Source organism: Pseudomonas sp. BIOMIG1BAC (assembly GCF_001705995.2).
GTDB lineage: Bacteria > Pseudomonadota > Gammaproteobacteria > Pseudomonadales > Pseudomonadaceae > Aquipseudomonas > Aquipseudomonas sessilinigenes.
The window spans coordinates 5,138,915-5,155,183 of sequence record NZ_CP049045.1; the positions used below are offsets into that span (position 1 = coordinate 5,138,915).

The window sequence follows — 16,269 nt, forward strand, 5'->3', positions numbered from 1 at the left end:
CGAGGAAGGTAAGTACCAACGACACGCTGGTTTTCGCTTCCAATTCACTCGAGGAGTGGAATGACTATTTCAATAAAACACTGTACATGCAAACAGTATGTCGTAAGCCACTGCCCGCCCCTACAAAAATCACTCTACCAATAGCTGTCATAGCCTCGACGCCCTACCGCATCGACTTCGCCATCCTTGTTCCGCAATGCGCCATGAACGTGTGAGGTCAAAGTGCGCGGGCTGCCGGCATTGATTTCGTGCATCGCACTATCCGGATCTCAACGTCCAGACCTTCCCGAGAGCTGCTCTGGCTACAGGTAAATTCGAAGAACAAAGAACCCGGCGCTGTGGCCGGGCTCCGATTTATTGCGTTTCAAAAAAGTCCTCTTGGCCCAATCTCAGAAGGGAAAGGTCCAGAAGTTTTTTGTCGTCCAGGTGGAGTTGTCGAAGTAGAAAACGTTCTTCGGAACCAAGGTTGGCGTATAGCCAAAGCGCGCCCAGACTGGCTGTTCTTTAACAATCGACAGATTGCCGTTTGCTTGAACACGCAGGAACGCACCCGGATGCCCAGCGGTGCCGCTGTTCCAAAGCGGGGTGTTATTCGGTCCGTAGATAACGAGGTTGCCATCGGTTTGCATAACCGCTCGCTCAGCGCCCTTGTTCTGCGTCCAGCTTGCCCACAGTACGCCGAGCGGGCCGTTGGAAATCACCAGATTCCCGTCAGTTTGAAAGATGAAAGTAGTGCCACCCGCCACATACTTCTTATCTCGCTCAAGTGTGCCTGGCGGAATGATGATGGAGTCTTCAGCGCCAGGCGACTGAGGAATCGCTGGGTTACTGCTCCATACCGAGATGGAGTCTGTAATGACAATGTTGCCGTCATCTTGCACTCGGAGATAGGTGCGCTCTGCAGCAGCAGTCTCGTCACGATTCGGTGGGGTACTGTTGAAGGTCGACCAAGTGCGGACGTGCTCACGATCTTTCAGGACTGCGTAGTACAGAATGTAGAACGAGGTCGGGGTGTTCTCATAAACCTTGTTACCGTACTGGGTGTAAGGCTGATTTGCTTGAGCCGACCAGACAGCGGTCTGACCATCATAGAGAACCAGGTTCGAGTCGGCTTGGAGGATCAGCCGGAATCGCTTATTGGGCGAGTCCAGATACTGGTTCCAAGTCATTTCGCGTTTTGGTAGCAAGGTAGAAGTACCGTTCTGCGCGAACGGAATACGTGCTGGTATAGCCATATGAATACCTATTGAGTCGAATGATTTGGCGCGGAGGATTCCGCTTTCATGTCGCTCAAAGGCGATGGCTTGAAGCTCAGGGCTTTCACTCGCTCCAAGAGGCCAGCACCAACAACAAGCTGGTTTTCACTGCCATTGATCACGAGGAATGAAATTACTATCTCAGTAAAATGCTGTACATGCAACCAGTATTTATTCTTACCATTCGCATCCACTGCAGACCGGACCCGGCTGAGTCTTGTCACGCCCATTGACGCTTTAGAAGCCAAGCAGCCCAGCGTAATAGCTGGGCTTCGATATTCAGTGATTCCTTACAGGGAAGTTGGCTGAGTGTTGTGCCAACAGAGGTAAGTATTGCATCGCTGGACCCTCTCACCCCTGACGGCCCGCCAACTTCTGACCTGGTTAAAACCACCGCATGGAAAGCTGATGCGCAACGGGATGGCCGAGTGCCATACATTGGGTCGTTCATCATTGTCGATACGGCAAACAACATCCTTGGATGTTGCAAATAGGGCCCAAGCGTCTACATCAACGGGAAATAAATGAATAACTTCCCGCCCAGCACAACGCTGGGCGGGAAGTTGCATATATATGTCGGCGCTGATTGAAAACTGACCCACCCTGCCGATTGAAAATTGACCCAGGGCGGATTGCTGATTTTGGCATCAGCAATTGTGGATAAGCTTAGCAGTCGTGTCCCGGTGGAAGAGGCATTAAGCCCCCACCGCATGTGGGCATGCGGCAGGGTATTTTTGGTGCGGATCAAAACAGCTCATCGTCCTCGGCACCATCATTGTCTTTGCGCTTTCGTTCACGTGACATGATCTTCGTCTGGGCGACCAAGCTGCTGTGTTGCAGGCGGTAGGACTCGTTGCCCGTTTCGACGATGTGGCAGTGGTGTGTCAGCCGATCCAGCAACGCCGTTGTCATCTTGGCGTCACCAAACACGCTCGACCATTCCGAGAAGCTGAGGTTGGTGGTGATCACCACGCTGGTGTGCTCGTACAGCTTGGACAGCAGGTGAAATAACAGGGCACCACCGCTCTGGCTGAAGGGCAAATACCCCAGTTCATCGAGTATCACCAGGTCTGTTCGTAGCAGCCCTTGAGCGATGCGGCCCGTCTTGCCGTCGTACTTTTCGCGTTCCAGCAGATTGACCAGATCCACCGTGGAGTAGAAGCGCACGCGTTTGTGATGCGTCGTGATCCCGGACACAGCCAAGGCGGTGGCGAGGTGTGTTTTGCCTGTTCCAGGCCCGCCGATGAACACGACATTCTGCGCGGTATCGGTGAACTCCAGGTTGGACAGATCCCTGATCAGGCGGGCATCTGCGCTGGAAGCGCTGAAGTCGAAGCCGGCCAAATCACGATGCATGGGGAGTTTGGCCATGTTCATCTGGTGGTTCACTGAGCGCACCGCTCGATCCGCATGTTCTTGTTGGAGAAGATGCTCAAGTAGCCATTTCGAGGATGCCGTCGAAGCTTCTCCTTGCGAGGCTAGTTCTTCCCAGGCGCTGGCCATGCCATGCAGACGCAGTTCTTTGAGTTCCGCCATAAGATCACGCATTGCGAGTCTCCTCATCGGTGGTACGGAGCCGGTCGTAGCGTGCCGTATTGGCGACAGGCGCTATCTTGAGTTGAAGGCTGGTTTCGGCGGACGGAGGGGCTGCTGTCGATGTCAGTCGAGCCAGGACATTCAGGATGTGCTCAGCACTCAAGCTGCCTGATTCAAGTACCAACTCCACAGCCACCAATATGGCGTCGAGCCCGGCGATGGGAACAGCCGCCAGTACCTGCGTCATGACTCGATCACCATTGGCGTGACGCCTCAGACCGCGTTTTAGCAGCTGCAACGGCTTCGGCAGATCAGCAAACGGAGCGCCATTGCGCAGCGCTCCAGGCTTGCGCTCGATAAGCGGGATGTAATGCTGCCAGTCAAAACTGACCTGATCTCGATCAAACAGACGCTCGTGGCTGGCAATCGTCGTTTCATCGGCGATGACCACCACCCGGGAAGGATACAAACGGCTGCTGACCCACTGGCCGACCCGCTCACACGGCACCGAATAGCGATTTCGCGCCACGCTGATCAGGCAGGTGCTGGAGACCCGTACGGTGCGCTCGACGTAGCCATCAAAGGCAGTCGGCATCGGCATCAATTCAGCGCGTTCCAGCTCCAGGACGTCCGCCACGGTCAGCCCGTTGTACTGCGGGTGCAGCAGTTCGCCCCAGAGCGCACGGCAGCGTTGGCCGAGCCAGGCATTCAATTCCTCGAAGGTGTGGAACATGCAGTTTTGAGCATCGAGCCAGATGCGCCGTCGGCTGTCTTGGACGTTCTTTTCAACGATGCCTTTTTCCCAGCCGGAAGCGACGTTGCAGAAGTCCGGGTCGAACAGGTAGTGCGCACACATCACGGCAAACCGAGCATTGACCGTGCGGCCCTTACCCTTGTTGACCTTGTCGACAGCGGTCTTCATGTTGTCGTAGATGCCGCGACGCGGCACCCCACCTAACGCGCCAAACGAGCGGGTATGGGCATCGAACAACATCTCGTGGCCTTGGCTGGGATACGCAACCAACCAAAATGCGCGACTGGCGCACAGCTTCATATGGGAGACCTGGATGCGTCGGAACAGGCCGCCGATCAGCAGACCTTCTTCGCTCCAGTCGAATTGAAAGGCCTCCCCGAGTGCAAAGGTCAGCGGCACAAAGGCTCGTAAAGACTTGCCTTGCTCGCCGCGCCACGAGCGTATAAAGGCGGTGAGTTGGCTGTAGCCGCCGTCGTACCCCTCGGCCTTGATCTGTTCGAAGAGTGCTTTGGCACTCCTGCGGTTGTGCTTTGCCCGAAACGAATCGGCCTTGAGCGCCTGCTCCAGCGTCTCGTGAAATGGACTGAGTTTGTTGAAGGTTGCGCACCGTTGGTACGCCGGCTGGGTGGCTTCGGGTGCTCTGACCCATTTTCGAATGGTGTTTCTCGACAGTCCGGTACGCTTGGCTATCTGATGCAGCGAGAGCTTGTCGCGGAAGTACATCCGCCGGATTTTTCCCAACATTTCCATGCTGATCACCCTGTGTTCTCCTGCTCGAAAAGTGAGCAGAAGCAGTTGAACACCTGGGTCAGTTTTCAGTCGGCAGAACAGCCTTTACTGGGTCAGTTTTCGGTCAGCGGCAACACATATATATGCACCACACTAAGATCAGTATCACTGTTTGATCAATAGCAAGCCGACCTGCAGCTCGTAACAACCAACGGCCAGTTTCGTAAGCAAACCTTGGCAGCTCGCTGATGGAGCCGCCCGCTCCCTGTACCGGAGTTGAAGTTCGACAAGGAAGCTCACATGAGTCCGCTGAACTCCCCTGCCGTCAGCTCAACTGTCGATCAAGGAAGCAGATCGTACGTCACACAAGCGCCGCCATTAGCGCCTGCGCCCATGATCACCCACAGCCCCTGGCCTGCTGGAATAGTCACTTGGAACGGCAATGCCGAGGCCGCGCCTGGAAAACCACCTCCTCCTGATGGGGCCGCGCCGCGGACCATAAGAATCGAAGGGGTCGTGATGTTCCAGTAGTCCTTGGGCGGGGTCGGGCCAGTGGTCAGGGCTCCATACGAAGACCCAATGTGCATGGTTGCAGTACGAACGACAGCACCGTTGACGTTCTGTGCAGGAGTGAAGATTACCGAGACGCCTTCTCCCACAAACGTCTTGAAACTTGAACCCATTTGTTCAGCCATTTTTTCACCTATCGAGTCGAATGATTTATCGCGGAAGGTTCCGCATTCATGTCGCTCAAAAGGCGATTTTTCGAGACTCAAGGCCTTCGCACGGGTTCATACAAGGTGACGCCAGCATGGAACGGAATGCGTTCTCCATGAGCCCGAGGAATGGCAAAACTATCTCACTAAAATACTGTTCATACAACCAGTACTGAATAACCGAAATCCCCTACTTTGTCAGTCAACTCCAGGCAATCGGGCGGAAGCCAGCCCTACCCATCGATCGCCCCGACCATAAGCCCGACAAGGGCCTTCATGTAGTAGCTGGTCGACGTCAAAATCAGCTCACGCCTTTCGGCCGCAACAGCCATCGACTCGTCATAGAATGGCTGGGTTCGCTGCCAGCTGCAGCCTGCTTCTAGCAAGAGCCCGCTCCTGATATCGTTGCGCCTTTCGCTAGATAACAAGGAAGTAGTTAGGATGGGTTCACGCAAGGCTCTGGCGGTAATCCTATGTGCATCAATGAGTAGCCAGGTTGCAGCCTATGAAATACACGACCCGGTGGAAAGGACTCTGGTCATTACCACACTGGCCCCCAGCTTTCTCGTCGTGGCGACCACGGGGGGCACTACGATGGCTATGAATAGCCTTACCCAGTCAGCCAAGACTGACGCTCTTGCCTTCATTGGTTCAGATGGCGAAATCCGAGGACCTCAGTTCGAACAGGCCGTTCGCTACTACCATGCAGCCTACGATCCCCCATACATGAGCGACGAACAATTTGCCTTGGCAATCGCGGCCTCTTCCTAAAAACCTATTGGCCAATGACCGGCTTCGAAGCACTCGGACGACAACACAAGCGCACTAGCGATGAACCGGCCAAGGCTGTAATCCCCTGATCCCCCCTTCCCTGTGAACCCACCGCTAGGACGTTCGCAAACTATATGGAAATAACATGAAGAAGATCGCTGCAATGTTGGCACTTTCAACCCTGGTAGGTTGTGCTTATGAAAAATCTCAATATGTTCTCGATGTAGAAAATGCACCTACCCCTGCGTCCGCCGAGGCGAAGGCCATCGAGTGCGCTCACCTTTTCAGTGAAATTGATCGTAATAACGCACTCCTGGCCCAAAGCTACCAGGACGGCAGCTACTCAATGAGTGCTCAGAACGAGAAAGACGCTCGCAATGAAGCGCTTTCCATTCGAACCTTCAAGATTAGCTGCCCACGTCGCTAGGGAACTGGCAAGGGATGGCAGGGGACGACAGCCATCCCGCCCCTGGTCGTCGCCAGTGGCCCGTTCGCTACCCTGAAACCGACCGAGTCTGCGGTGCCATCTCGATAGCGGCACAGCGCCCTTTCGTCCGCACCTTTTGCACCAGTCGCGCTCTGTTGATGAACACATCGATCTCACAACTGCCCGAGTGCTGCACGTCTTCCCAATACTCTGCATGCACAAGTTGCCCGTTCTGCGGCCCCGTGTAAGTACCCGCGGCTTCACGCGTGACATAACTACTGTCGCGTACATACCTGAGCACTACCAAATCCTCATCCGGCACCACCATGACCCGCCTTGGCACACCGAAGAAGTCGATCAACTCGCCCACTGGGCGATCTTTCCAGGCACTGCTGGCTGCCAGTGATGCGCAGCCGCTGAGCAAGGTGGCCAACAGGGCCAACATGAGTAATCGATTCATAAGGTCTTCTCCCTGGAGGCCGCTTTACTTGGCAGACATCTGTGCGAATCCTTCATCTATCTGCTGCATGATGGCCGCCTTGGCGGTCTCGCGGTTCAGTATCTGGAACAGCTGCGGCCCGGCCTTGCTCATTTGCGATGCAGACATTACCCCCAAGCGCTCCATCTTCTTGGCCTGGCGTTCAGCCGGCTTGCATACGAAGTCACGGCTTTGCGCCAGCCAGGTGTCAGGCTTGCTCTGCCATTGGTCGGAATACTTTACGTTGCGAAGTTCATTGAACAGGCTGCGAACTTCCTGCGCGCCGGTGATCCGCACGCGGTTCTTCGCACAATCGACTTCGACATCCCAAGCGGTGAAGGTGGGCTTACCGGGCTCTTCGTAATGTTGATAGACGCCCAATGATTTCGCGCCACCTGGGCGGCTGTAGATGTTATTGGGGTCGCCGTCGGCGATGAACACCTGGTGCTTGCCCAGGCCACCCTGGTAGTGAACCACCCAGAAATCGCCCATCTGCACATCGCCCGCCTGGGCAGCCAGGGCACTGCACAGTAATGCGGCAGGCAAAAGCTGCTTGGTAAAAGCCATCATGGGGCCGTCCCTTTGCCATTATCGGTGAAGACAATAGCTTCACACCCTGAACATAAGGCAAAGGGCTATCTAGTACATTCGTCCTAGGCCCTGTACAAGAAACCGAGAAGACCATCGGCAGCCCAGTTTTGCTGAGCCCCTAATCCCCTAAGGAAAGGAATGCTGTGATGGCAAAGCGTTAAGCCTAGTAAGTGGCTACCGATCTCCTTATCGACAGCCCTGCCTCAGTGACCGCCTGATTGATCACCCCAAGCACTGAAAACGCAACGCCATCGAGCGACTGTTCACCATATGGGTGCTTGGCAGGTATGTCCGTGTCTCACTCTTCAGAAAGCCAGCCAAATCGGAGACAGCCGTTCAGCCCTCACATTCTTATTGCCGATAGAGCGTAGCCGTTGTCCAGCAATCTGTTGATCGCACACCGATTTCATACCTCTGCACCTCGCATGCCCTAAACGAACCAGTACTCTCAAACACACCTAGCAAGTAGGTTGGGCGATCTGCCTTAAGGTGCCAGCATCGTAAATGCCAGCCACTCGTCGAACATGTGCAGAGTCAAACCGTGTACGTACGACCCCAGGAATCGAATTTTCACCAGTCGATCTGGGCAGACATGTCCTTATGCAATAGCTGTTAGGCGCACGTTGAGTAAATAACCAAGACCCACGGCCTTAGCCAAGTGCAAGAGCTTTGGCAAGACATCGCGGGATCATGAAGCGCCACTGGAAGAGCAAGCTTGTCGAACTCAAACCTAGCGTACACATATCTTTCAACGCAGCTTATTGATTCAACTCGTCTTTGTATAAGCAGCCCTCTTACCGATCGGCCGCCGGGCCAAAAACTGGTATAGCTACCTGCCTCGGCTGCCATTTGTACGCTCTTTGCAGTACCGCCGTATGTTCTTCTTGAGCAGCCATTGATGGCAGTAGCACGTTTACTAGGCGACACGTATCCATAAAAGAAAAAAAACACTGTCAAACCCGATCAATTTTCAAACAAAAAAGAATGGCTTCCTGTAGACTTCGCAAGTTTTAAGCGGTACCTCTGCCGCCAAACACAACTCCAACAGGTCGCAGCAAGCATGACTAAGTTTGAAAAGCCTGATCTACATTTCCGAAAAGATATTAACGGACTAAGAGCTTGGGCGGTTGTTTCTGTAATACTCTATCACTTCAGCATCTACGGTTTTTCTGGAGGTTTTGTCGGAGTCGATATTTTTTTTGTAATCTCCGGATTCCTGATGACAGCAATTATTGTCAACGCTCTTGAAAAGGATGGGAAATTTTCAGTTTTAAACTTTTACCTGGCACGAGCCAAAAGGATCCTCCCTGCCCTGCTGGTTCTCTGCATCACGGTTACTATCGCTGGCTGGTTTTACCTGACAGAAACAGAATATGAGACACTGGCCCACCACATAATATCCGCTATAACATTTTTATCCAACATACAATTCTGGAACGAATCCGGATATTTCGATGCAGTATCTTATGACAAATGGCTGCTGCACACATGGTCTCTATCAGTAGAGTGGCAGTTTTATCTGATTCTACCACTTATACTAGTAGCCATCTGGAAACTAAAACCAGGCCGAGTCGCCGCCTTCGTCACAATCTCCCTAGCGTTTGTAGCATCGTTCACCACTTCGGTAATTTTATCGGAGCAACATCCATCCGCTGCATTCTACCTGCTGCCCAGCAGAGCCTGGGAAATGCTAGCCGGGGGCCTGGCATTTTTTATATTTTCCGTTTATAGCCTGCCTAACAAGATAAAAGCAGCCATCGAGATAATCGGTCTTGCACTGATCCTATATTCAATCATGACCATAATACCCAATACCACTTGGCCGGGATGGCATGCCATGTTACCTGTCCTGGGGACAGTTCTTGTACTGGGAGCCTCAAGACAAAACTCTTACTTCACTGGCACACTTCTGGCCCAATGGGTGGGTAACTGGTCATATTCACTGTACCTGTGGCACTGGCCAATAGCTGCAGCCCTTGTTTATCTTGAGTTGAAGACAAGCGTCCCAGCCATCACTGCGGGTCTTATTACCACATTCGTTCTCGGATATCTTTCTTACATCCTGATCGAGAAAACATCCCGAAAAACACTAGGATCCATCAGCAGCCCTAGAGCATTCGCCGCCCTGATGATTGTGGCACTGATGACTCTCGCACCGAGCTTTTTAATTGAAAACTACAACGGAGTTCCAAACAGGAGCTTTTCAGAAAAAGCCGAACTGATCATAGCTGAAGGAAGTAAAAAAAACCCAAGGGCCGATCAATGCTTTGCAGGGGAACTCACCCCTGTCCCAGAGTGCAAGTACGGGGGCGAAACATTAGGCGCCATCGTGTTAGGTGATAGTCATGCCGCCGCAATAGTCAGATCAGTTGAAAGAGCCCTGCCCAACAAAGACTTATATGTCCTGGATTGGTCACTGATGAGCTGCGCAACAATCTCAGGAATAAAAATACGAAACAACAGCAACTATAGATGCTCCGAGTTTCTGGATTATGCAATAAACAAACAAAAATCTTTACCTGCCAACGTGCCCATCATCATAATTAACAGAACATCCGCCTACGTCATTGGAGCGAACGAACCGGATCGGGCAAGAGAACTTGTTGTACCCGACATATACATTACAAAGCTCTACTCGGAACGAACCCCAGAATTCTTCGATGAAATGAAGAACGGCATAATAGATACCGCTTGCGAGCTTGCAAAAACACGACCTGTTTATATGCTCCGACCAATACCCGAGTTAAAAATAAACGTACCAAAGACCATGATTCGTAGAATGGCTATCCCCGGAGATTACGGTCGAGTTTCAATCTCGCTGAATGAATACATGAGCCGTCACGAGTTTGTATTGAACGCTCAAAACTCAGCAGCTGAAAAATGCGGAGTTCATATACTAGATCCAATTCCTTATCTGTGTCGTGATGGCCAATGCTTCGGCGACAAGAATGGTATCCCGCTATATTATGATGACGACCATCTGAACGAACATGGTGACGATGAACTAGTTCCTATGTTTTCAAAAATCTTTGAAAAAGAACAGAAGAGTCAAGCTGTGAAGGTCAGAGAGTAACTCCCAACCGGCATCCCACAGCCCCGCACAATAGCGGGGCCACAACTCAGTAGATCCTTAGAACTTGAAGCCCCAGGCAAGCGTGTACAGAGTTGCGAAGCCGTCCTGCCATCAAGTCATTTCGTATTCAAAGAAACAGGTCATAAGTACACAAGCACCAGCCCATGACCTCTCATAATCCCTGGCCTGGCGGGATAGTCGCCAGTGCAGGTTCGAACCGGACGGAGCCGTGCCGTGGAGCATGAGTCAGTAGACACCTGTGTCAACTCGACTGGCCTTGCCTTACCCTGTACACCAGGCTCGGTGCCTGGCCAGGCACATCATCCAACTGGGCAAAGAGCTGCATGCCAATTTTCTCCAGCACCCGGATGGACGCCGCATGATCCGGCCGGACCAGCGCGAAGACCTCAGGCAAACCAAGCTGCACAAATGCATGCTGCAAGGCATCTTGGCCTAACTGGGTGGCATAGCCCTTGCCCCACGCTTCAACGGCGAAGCGATAACCCAGGTTGACGCGCTGTTCAGCCAGATAGTGGTGATGGGCAATCCCGCCAAAACCCAGGATCTGCTCGGGGGCATCGCTACTGGAAATCGCCCAGGTGCCGTATTGGTACCTGGCCCAGTGTTCGATCCAGCGCTCCAGCAACCGCTCGGCCTCGCCAAGATCGGCCATTGGCCCGGCCGGATTGAAAAGCTGGGTTCGAGGGTCGCCGTAGATACACAAGAGCCGTTGCGCATCGCCAGGCTGTGGTACCCGATAAACCAGGCGTGAAGTATTACCCGTCATGCTTAGTGCTCTTCTCGTCCGATGTTCAACCAACTACCTGCTCGATCCTTGCGCAAAGCAATTCTTTGACTCGGGCACGGTGCGAGTCGAGCAGGCTTGCCAGCCAAGCCTCCTGCACCTGTTCCGACTCGTCTAGCCAGTGGTCCAGTTCACGCATCCTCGAGCTATCCATCCAATGGCGCATGCCAAAGCAATACCAACCCATGAAGAGCTCGCCACCCAACTGCGCAAGGCCTTGGCACATCGCCTCCTGGCGCAACAGCGGTGTCGCTTCGAAATATGTCCAGGCACCTGACCGAACGGACTGGGCCAACCAGGTCAAGGCCTCCACATACACAAACAAGGGTATGGGCAGGCCCAGGGCTGGCTCACCGGGTAAGGGGGCAGCCGCTTCGATATGGGCTCCCAGGGTGGCCATGGCGTCGTAGCTTCGAGCGTCGATCAACTTCTCGACATAGGCCTCGCCATAAACTGCTTTCACCGGATCGCTCCCAAGGACAATGCTGCAGCCATTATCCTCGAACACGCCCTTGATACGAAAACCGCTTTTCACACTTGAGCAGTCAAGCGCGCTGTCCCTGACAAGCCTATCGGCAGAATGAAAACACCAGGGCGCCACTGCCACCTTGGCGACTCAGCAGCCCAGTTGATCGGCCAAGTCCAGGAAGTCCCGTGCATTGATATCGAACCGCTCATCGAACGCGGTATCGACATCGCCCCCCGGCCCGAACTCCAGCGGCCTGGCCACGAACGCGGTTTTCATGCCCAGGGTCCCCGCAGCCAGCAGATCGTACTTGTGACAGGCAACCATCATGGCATCGCCAGCAGCCACGCCCAGATAGCGCAGCGCCATGTCATAAGTCCGTGGATCGGGCTTGAAGGTCCCGACCATCTCGGCAGCGAAAATGGCGTCCCAGGGCAATGCCCCGGCCTTTGAAATATTGACCACCGCACTGACGTCGGCGTTTGACAGGGTCGCCAGCTTGAAGCGGGCCTTGAGTCGATGCAGGCCCTGGACGGCATCGGGCCAGGGAGCGATCGTCTGCCAGGCGAAGTTGATGCGCTCGCGCTCCTCGGGGCCGAGGAATCCAACGTCGTACGCCTCGATGACCTCATCGAGGGCGCTGCGATAGAGGCGATCCACGGACGTCCATGGCCGCCTGCCACAAAGAATGTCATCGAGGGCCGGGCGATACTTGCCTCGCCAGGCATCGACAAAACGGCCCCAGTCGACGCTGGGAGCCCGGGCACCCGCAATGGCTGCCGCCTGTTGCGCGATGCTCGAACGAAAATCGGTGACGGTCCCCTGGACATCGAAAACCAATGCTTGAAGCGTCTTCATTGCCTGTTCTCCGTAACGTCGGGGCGCCAGGATCCAGCCATGTATCGACAAACCCGCATGCTGCACGTTGGGCCTTGTCCACCCGGCCCTCACAACCTTCTTGCCCAAGTGCAGGCCCGACATCCGCCGGGCCCGCCAGGCAAGCTATCTCAAGGGCATTCGCAAGTGGTCGGGCCAAACACCGGACCGCTGCATGGATCCTTGGATGGCCCGAACACCGGGCAAGATGCCTGGGCCGTCAGGGAAAAACCACACAATAGCAATACCGCCAACATCACCTTCTTCATGTTCAACCTCCTGGTCAGTCACCGAAAATCCATATCCCCTGTCGGGACACAGGTTAGTTATTGGGGCACTCGCAAACCGTCGGGGTCGGTCCTAGCACCGGCTTCGTGCAGGGATCGTCCCAGGGGCCCAATACTGCGCAGTCTGCCTGAGCCGTCAACGAGAACATCCAGAGCAGCAGCGAAGCCGCCAGCATCTTCTTTTTCAACATGACCTCCTTGGTCGATATATCGATAACGATACGCGTCCTTTTCTGTAGCCTGACCTTCATCTACAAGGGGCTGGACACTTCTACCCCTCACCCGGCGTGAACCAACCACGACCGGCACTACGCCGAGCCCGACACAGCAAAGACCAGGCTCGCCGAACGCGCCAGTGCGACATACTGTCGCGCCAACCGCCCAGGCAGCAGTCTCAGCCCCCAAAGGCCCACCTGTTCTGCGGGCAAAAGAAAACCGGCGATCGCTCGCCGGTTTTCTCTGGACTTGCAACAGGCAGGACTGCAAGCATCGCTGCCCGCCCCGCCAACCCATCAATGGGGTGCGTGCAGGGTCAGGCGCATCTGCCGGTTCACATCCTTGTACAACAGGTAGCGGAAGCGACCCGGGCCACCGGAGTAGCAGGCCTGCGGGCAGAAGGCACGCAGCCACATGAAGTCGCCGGCCTCGACCTCGACCCAGTCCTGGTTCAGGCGATACACCGCCTTGCCTTCCAGCACATAGAGGCCGTGTTCCATGACGTGGGTCTCGGCGAACGGAATCACGCCACCCGGCTCGAAGTTGACGATGTTGACGTGCATGTCATGGCGCATGTCGCTCATGTCGACGAAGCGCGTGGTACTCCAGCGGCCCTCGGTATCGGGCATCACCCGCGGCTCGATGTCCTGTTCGTTGGTGACGAACGCCTCCGGATACGGCACACCGTCGACCTTCTGGTAGTGCTTGCGGATCCAGTGGAAGCGCGCCTCGGTACCACTGGTGTTACGCAGCTTCCAGTCGGCGGCCGGCGGAATGAAGGCATAGCCACCCGGCGTGAGTACATGTTCCTGGCCTTGCAGGGTCAGCTTCACTTCACCTTCGACGACGAACAGCACCGCTTCGGCGTTGGGGTCCTGCTCGGGCTTGTCGCTACCGCCATTGGGGCCGACTTCGACGATGTACTGGGAGAAGGTTTCAGCGAAACCCGACAGCGGGCGAGCGATGACCCACATGCGCATGTTGTCCCAGTGGGGCAGATGGCTGGTGACGATATCGCGCATCACGCCCTTGGGGATCACCGCGTAGGCTTCGGTGAACATCGCCCGGTCGGTGAGCAGCTCGGTCTGGGCCGGATGCCCGCCATGCGGCGCGTAGTAGGTGGATTTGGACATGGAGACTCTCCTCGTTGTTGTTTTGCTGCCCCGCGCATCAAGGGTGCCAGGGTGGACAAAGCGTCGGGTCGGCGTACCAGGGGCACGGACCGCCATGGCAACCACGATATCCAGCGGCGCACTCATGCACAAATTAAATACAAAAATGCATGACATTCATTTATCAAATGCCAAGCCACCTCAGCCACGGGTGTCCTGGGCCAGTACACGGCACAGTACCCGCGCCAACTCCTTGACCATCGGGTCCGCCGCCGGGCGGTGCAGCAACGCCACTTCGAAGACATCCACCGCGGGCAACCCGGTGGCCTTGGGCAACATGGCATGTTCGGCCGTCACCGCCCGCAGCGGCAGCAGGCCGATGCCCATGCCATCGGCAATGGCCGACTGCAGGCCACTGAGGCTGGAACTGGTGAAACTGATGTGCCAGCGCCGACCGATGGCCTCCAGGGCATTGATCATTTCATCGCGGTACACCCCTCGTGGCGGAAAGGTCACGATAGGCAATGGGTCAAGGTCGATGCAGGGATTCCTGGCGCTGTCCACCCAACGGGTCTTCTCCGGCCAGCAAGCCAGCGCCTCGCGGCTGTTCTGGCGTTGCTTGAGCAACACCAGGTCCAGTTCGCCACGGTCATAGCTGGCGCTCAAGTCGCGGCTCATGCCGCTGGTGACCTCCAGCTTTACCTGGGGGTAGCGTCGATTGAAGGCGGCCAACTGCTCGGTAGTGCGGCCTGCGGCAAAGTCATCCGGCACGCCAATGCGTACCGTCAAGGCCACCGAGGCCCCGGACAATGCTTCGAGCATCTCGTCGTTCAGTGCCAGCAAGCGCCGGGCATAACCCAGCAGCGTCTCGCCCGCCTCGGTAGGCAACACATCGCGATTACCACGCTCGAGCAAGCGATGCCCGGCCATCTCCTCCAGGCGGCGGATCTTCTGGCTGATGGTGGACTGGGTGGAGTGCAGGCGAGTCGCCGCCGTGGTGAAGCTACCGCAATCGGCCACCGTGACAATGGCTCGCAGCAGATCCAGGTCGAACAGGCGGCTATTGGATTTCTCAATGTCGCTCATACTGATATCTGTTTTCTGAATGCATGGCGCCTTTCTACCGGGTCTGGCCCAGGGAAACAATGGCCCGCGCCCCACGGGGCAACGCCTTGCGCAGCGGACATCAGGCGCCCACGGCAGATATTTTTCCAGGGCAGCAAGATGTATCAACATGTAACAGAGTAGGATGAGGCTGCGGTCCGTTCGATCCCTGACCCTGCTCTGGAGATGCTGAAAATGAAGTTGAGCTGCCTCAAGGTGTTCCTGATAAGCGCCACCCTTCTACTGGGCGCCTGCTCCAGTTCGGCGACCCACCCCTGCTATTCAGACAAGTGCCGACTCGGGGGCGGCGTGAACAATTTGAATCTCAACGGCAGCAGCGCCCTGGGCAACAGCTTCAATGAGTACGGCTCGACCCTGCTGCACGACTGAAAAGCCTGTGCCCCGGGTCCGGGGCACTGTCGAGAGCGGGCAGTTCGCACAGCGCCCTGCCCCTCCAACCTGACGCTGTACTCAGCCCTTGTTTCTGTTCTTCGCCCCGCCCTGGCGGGCCTTGAAGCGCGGGTTGGATTTGCAGATCACATAGATGCGACCGCGACGCTTGACGATCTGGCAGTCACGGTGACGGTTCTTGGCTTCCTTGAGGGATGACAGGACTTTCATGGGGACGACTCCTAGAACAAAAATAATGTAATAACATATCTTATTCTCCAATGAGAATGGTTATCAACAAAAAGTCTCTTTATGGCAGGTCGTCTCTGGTCACCCATGGGCAACCTGCCAACTAAAGACCGACGATCCATGGCCGCTAACCTGGGTTCAACCCTCACTCATGGAAGCAGTGTCATGGAAATCAACAATCGCCCTTTCCCCCCGTTGACCAGTGGCGGCACCCTGCCCGGCATCAACCTTCCACCGGCTGACAAATCCCCCCCCCCTGACAGCCGAACAGAAAGAAGCCCTGGAAAAGCTCAGGGATGCGTTCAAGAACCAGACCCCAGCCCCAACCGGCGTCAAACCGACAAGCACTTCGCTGATCGACGAAGTGGTCTGATACTAAAAACCCGTGGTGCCGGCCTGCCGGCACCCTCGCGAAACACGGCGTCGTCTTCCC

At 55.4% G+C, this 16,269-nt stretch carries 18 protein-coding genes; 4 read left to right on the forward strand and 14 right to left on the reverse strand.

Going from position 1 to position 16,269, the window contains the following annotated elements:
• Nucleotides 1-389 precede the first annotated feature (389 nt).
• The 4 genes from ATY02_RS23815 to ATY02_RS23830 all read right to left on the reverse strand — a co-directional run bounded on the left by ATY02_RS23815 (nt 390) and on the right by ATY02_RS23830 (nt 5,051).
• Nucleotides 390-1,235, reverse strand: coding sequence for a putidacin L1 family lectin-like bacteriocin (locus tag ATY02_RS23815; RefSeq protein WP_068581085.1), 846 nt, complete (start codon nt 1,233-1,235; stop codon nt 390-392).
• A gap of 765 nt (nt 1,236-2,000) precedes the next feature.
• A complete protein-coding gene (gene istB / locus ATY02_RS23820; protein ID WP_020300922.1) occupies nt 2,001-2,804 on the reverse strand; it encodes an IS21-like element helper ATPase IstB in 804 nt (267 codons plus the stop codon).
• Nucleotides 2,797-4,296 (reverse strand): IS21-like element ISPpu27 family transposase, encoded by a 1,500-nt coding sequence (gene istA / locus ATY02_RS23825; RefSeq protein ID WP_115284415.1) that lies wholly within the window; start codon nt 4,294-4,296, stop codon nt 2,797-2,799. Before istA ends, istB begins: the two co-directional genes overlap by 8 nt.
• Nucleotides 4,297-4,616: 320 nt before the next feature.
• A complete protein-coding gene (locus ATY02_RS23830) occupies nt 4,617-5,051 on the reverse strand; it encodes a hypothetical protein (RefSeq protein WP_141698146.1) in 435 nt (144 codons plus the stop codon).
• A gap of 381 nt (nt 5,052-5,432) precedes the next feature.
• On the opposite strand from ATY02_RS23830, the gene ATY02_RS23835 reads away from it, so the two are divergent.
• Both ATY02_RS23835 and ATY02_RS23840 read left to right on the forward strand, forming a co-directional pair.
• On the forward strand, nt 5,433-5,762 hold the full coding sequence (locus ATY02_RS23835; protein ID WP_068578156.1) for a DUF2388 domain-containing protein: 330 nt from the start codon (nt 5,433-5,435) through the stop codon (nt 5,760-5,762).
• Between the two features lie 145 nt (nt 5,763-5,907).
• Nucleotides 5,908-6,189, forward strand: a complete 282-nt coding sequence (locus tag ATY02_RS23840) for a hypothetical protein (protein ID WP_068578154.1) — start codon at nt 5,908-5,910, stop codon at nt 6,187-6,189.
• Between the two features lie 67 nt (nt 6,190-6,256).
• Here ATY02_RS23840 and ATY02_RS23845 read toward each other — a convergent pair whose 3' ends face one another.
• Nucleotides 6,257-6,649, reverse strand: coding sequence for a hypothetical protein (locus tag ATY02_RS23845; RefSeq protein ID WP_068578150.1), 393 nt, complete (start codon nt 6,647-6,649; stop codon nt 6,257-6,259).
• Nucleotides 6,650-6,673: 24 nt separating this feature from the next.
• Nucleotides 6,674-7,237 (reverse strand): hypothetical protein, encoded by a 564-nt coding sequence (locus ATY02_RS23850; protein ID WP_068578147.1) that lies wholly within the window; start codon nt 7,235-7,237, stop codon nt 6,674-6,676.
• Between the two features lie 1,081 nt (nt 7,238-8,318).
• Between ATY02_RS23850 and ATY02_RS23855 the strand changes: the two genes are divergently transcribed.
• A complete protein-coding gene (locus ATY02_RS23855; RefSeq protein WP_068578145.1) occupies nt 8,319-10,331 on the forward strand; it encodes an acyltransferase family protein in 2,013 nt (670 codons plus the stop codon).
• A gap of 262 nt (nt 10,332-10,593) precedes the next feature.
• On the opposite strand, the gene ATY02_RS23860 is transcribed toward ATY02_RS23855, so the two are convergent.
• The 7 genes from ATY02_RS23860 to ATY02_RS23885 all read right to left on the reverse strand — a co-directional run bounded on the left by ATY02_RS23860 (nt 10,594) and on the right by ATY02_RS23885 (nt 15,179).
• The gene (locus tag ATY02_RS23860) at nt 10,594-11,118 is read right to left on the reverse strand and encodes a GNAT family N-acetyltransferase (protein WP_068578143.1); all 525 of its coding nucleotides are present in this window, start codon (nt 11,116-11,118) and stop codon (nt 10,594-10,596) included.
• Nucleotides 11,119-11,143: 25 nt separating this feature from the next.
• A complete protein-coding gene (locus tag ATY02_RS23865) occupies nt 11,144-11,599 on the reverse strand; it encodes a hypothetical protein (protein WP_124348015.1) in 456 nt (151 codons plus the stop codon).
• A gap of 153 nt (nt 11,600-11,752) precedes the next feature.
• Nucleotides 11,753-12,460 (reverse strand): haloacid dehalogenase type II, encoded by a 708-nt coding sequence (locus tag ATY02_RS23870; RefSeq protein ID WP_068578138.1) that lies wholly within the window; start codon nt 12,458-12,460, stop codon nt 11,753-11,755.
• Between the two features lie 149 nt (nt 12,461-12,609).
• Nucleotides 12,610-12,747, reverse strand: a complete 138-nt coding sequence (locus tag ATY02_RS36205) for a PA0050 family protein (protein WP_228022219.1) — start codon at nt 12,745-12,747, stop codon at nt 12,610-12,612.
• 53 nt (nt 12,748-12,800) lie between these two features.
• Nucleotides 12,801-12,953, reverse strand: coding sequence for a PA0050 family protein (locus ATY02_RS23875; RefSeq protein WP_124348017.1), 153 nt, complete (start codon nt 12,951-12,953; stop codon nt 12,801-12,803).
• Nucleotides 12,954-13,277: 324 nt separating this feature from the next.
• Nucleotides 13,278-14,114, reverse strand: coding sequence for a bifunctional allantoicase/(S)-ureidoglycine aminohydrolase (locus tag ATY02_RS23880; RefSeq protein ID WP_068578134.1), 837 nt, complete (start codon nt 14,112-14,114; stop codon nt 13,278-13,280).
• 180 nt (nt 14,115-14,294) lie between these two features.
• The gene (locus ATY02_RS23885; RefSeq protein WP_068578132.1) at nt 14,295-15,179 is read right to left on the reverse strand and encodes a LysR substrate-binding domain-containing protein; all 885 of its coding nucleotides are present in this window, start codon (nt 15,177-15,179) and stop codon (nt 14,295-14,297) included.
• A 213-nt stretch (nt 15,180-15,392) separates the two neighbouring features.
• On the opposite strand from ATY02_RS23885, the gene ATY02_RS23890 reads away from it, so the two are divergent.
• The gene (locus tag ATY02_RS23890) at nt 15,393-15,587 is read left to right on the forward strand and encodes a hypothetical protein (RefSeq protein ID WP_068578129.1); all 195 of its coding nucleotides are present in this window, start codon (nt 15,393-15,395) and stop codon (nt 15,585-15,587) included.
• Between the two features lie 81 nt (nt 15,588-15,668).
• Here ATY02_RS23890 and ykgO read toward each other — a convergent pair whose 3' ends face one another.
• Complete coding sequence (gene ykgO, locus ATY02_RS23895; RefSeq protein ID WP_011062095.1) at nt 15,669-15,818, reverse strand: type B 50S ribosomal protein L36; 150 nt, start codon at nt 15,816-15,818, stop codon at nt 15,669-15,671.
• Nucleotides 15,819-16,269 lie beyond the last annotated feature (451 nt).

What these genes read in the sequence shown, in the direction of transcription:
- ATY02_RS23840 (WP_068578154.1), top strand. Translation starts at nt 5,908, where the DNA reads ATGAAGAAGATCGCTGCAATGTTGGCACTTTCAACCCTGGTAGGTTGT.
- ykgO (WP_011062095.1), bottom strand. Translation starts at nt 15,818, where the DNA reads ATGAAAGTCCTGTCATCCCTCAAGGAAGCCAAGAACCGTCACCGTGAC.
- ATY02_RS23855 (WP_068578145.1), top strand. Translation starts at nt 8,319, where the DNA reads ATGACTAAGTTTGAAAAGCCTGATCTACATTTCCGAAAAGATATTAAC.
- istB (WP_020300922.1), bottom strand. Translation starts at nt 2,804, where the DNA reads ATGCGTGATCTTATGGCGGAACTCAAAGAACTGCGTCTGCATGGCATG.
- ATY02_RS23850 (WP_068578147.1), bottom strand. Translation starts at nt 7,237, where the DNA reads ATGATGGCTTTTACCAAGCAGCTTTTGCCTGCCGCATTACTGTGCAGT.
- ATY02_RS23845 (WP_068578150.1), bottom strand. Translation starts at nt 6,649, where the DNA reads ATGAATCGATTACTCATGTTGGCCCTGTTGGCCACCTTGCTCAGCGGC.
- ATY02_RS23835 (WP_068578156.1), top strand. Translation starts at nt 5,433, where the DNA reads ATGGGTTCACGCAAGGCTCTGGCGGTAATCCTATGTGCATCAATGAGT.
- istA (WP_115284415.1), bottom strand. Translation starts at nt 4,296, where the DNA reads ATGGAAATGTTGGGAAAAATCCGGCGGATGTACTTCCGCGACAAGCTC.
- ATY02_RS23815 (WP_068581085.1), bottom strand. Translation starts at nt 1,235, where the DNA reads ATGGCTATACCAGCACGTATTCCGTTCGCGCAGAACGGTACTTCTACC.
- ATY02_RS23870 (WP_068578138.1), bottom strand. Translation starts at nt 12,460, where the DNA reads ATGAAGACGCTTCAAGCATTGGTTTTCGATGTCCAGGGGACCGTCACC.
- ATY02_RS23885 (WP_068578132.1), bottom strand. Translation starts at nt 15,179, where the DNA reads ATGAGCGACATTGAGAAATCCAATAGCCGCCTGTTCGACCTGGATCTG.
- ATY02_RS36205 (WP_228022219.1), bottom strand. Translation starts at nt 12,747, where the DNA reads ATGAAGAAGGTGATGTTGGCGGTATTGCTATTGTGTGGTTTTTCCCTG.
- ATY02_RS23890 (WP_068578129.1), top strand. Translation starts at nt 15,393, where the DNA reads ATGAAGTTGAGCTGCCTCAAGGTGTTCCTGATAAGCGCCACCCTTCTA.
- ATY02_RS23880 (WP_068578134.1), bottom strand. Translation starts at nt 14,114, where the DNA reads ATGTCCAAATCCACCTACTACGCGCCGCATGGCGGGCATCCGGCCCAG.
- ATY02_RS23860 (WP_068578143.1), bottom strand. Translation starts at nt 11,118, where the DNA reads ATGACGGGTAATACTTCACGCCTGGTTTATCGGGTACCACAGCCTGGC.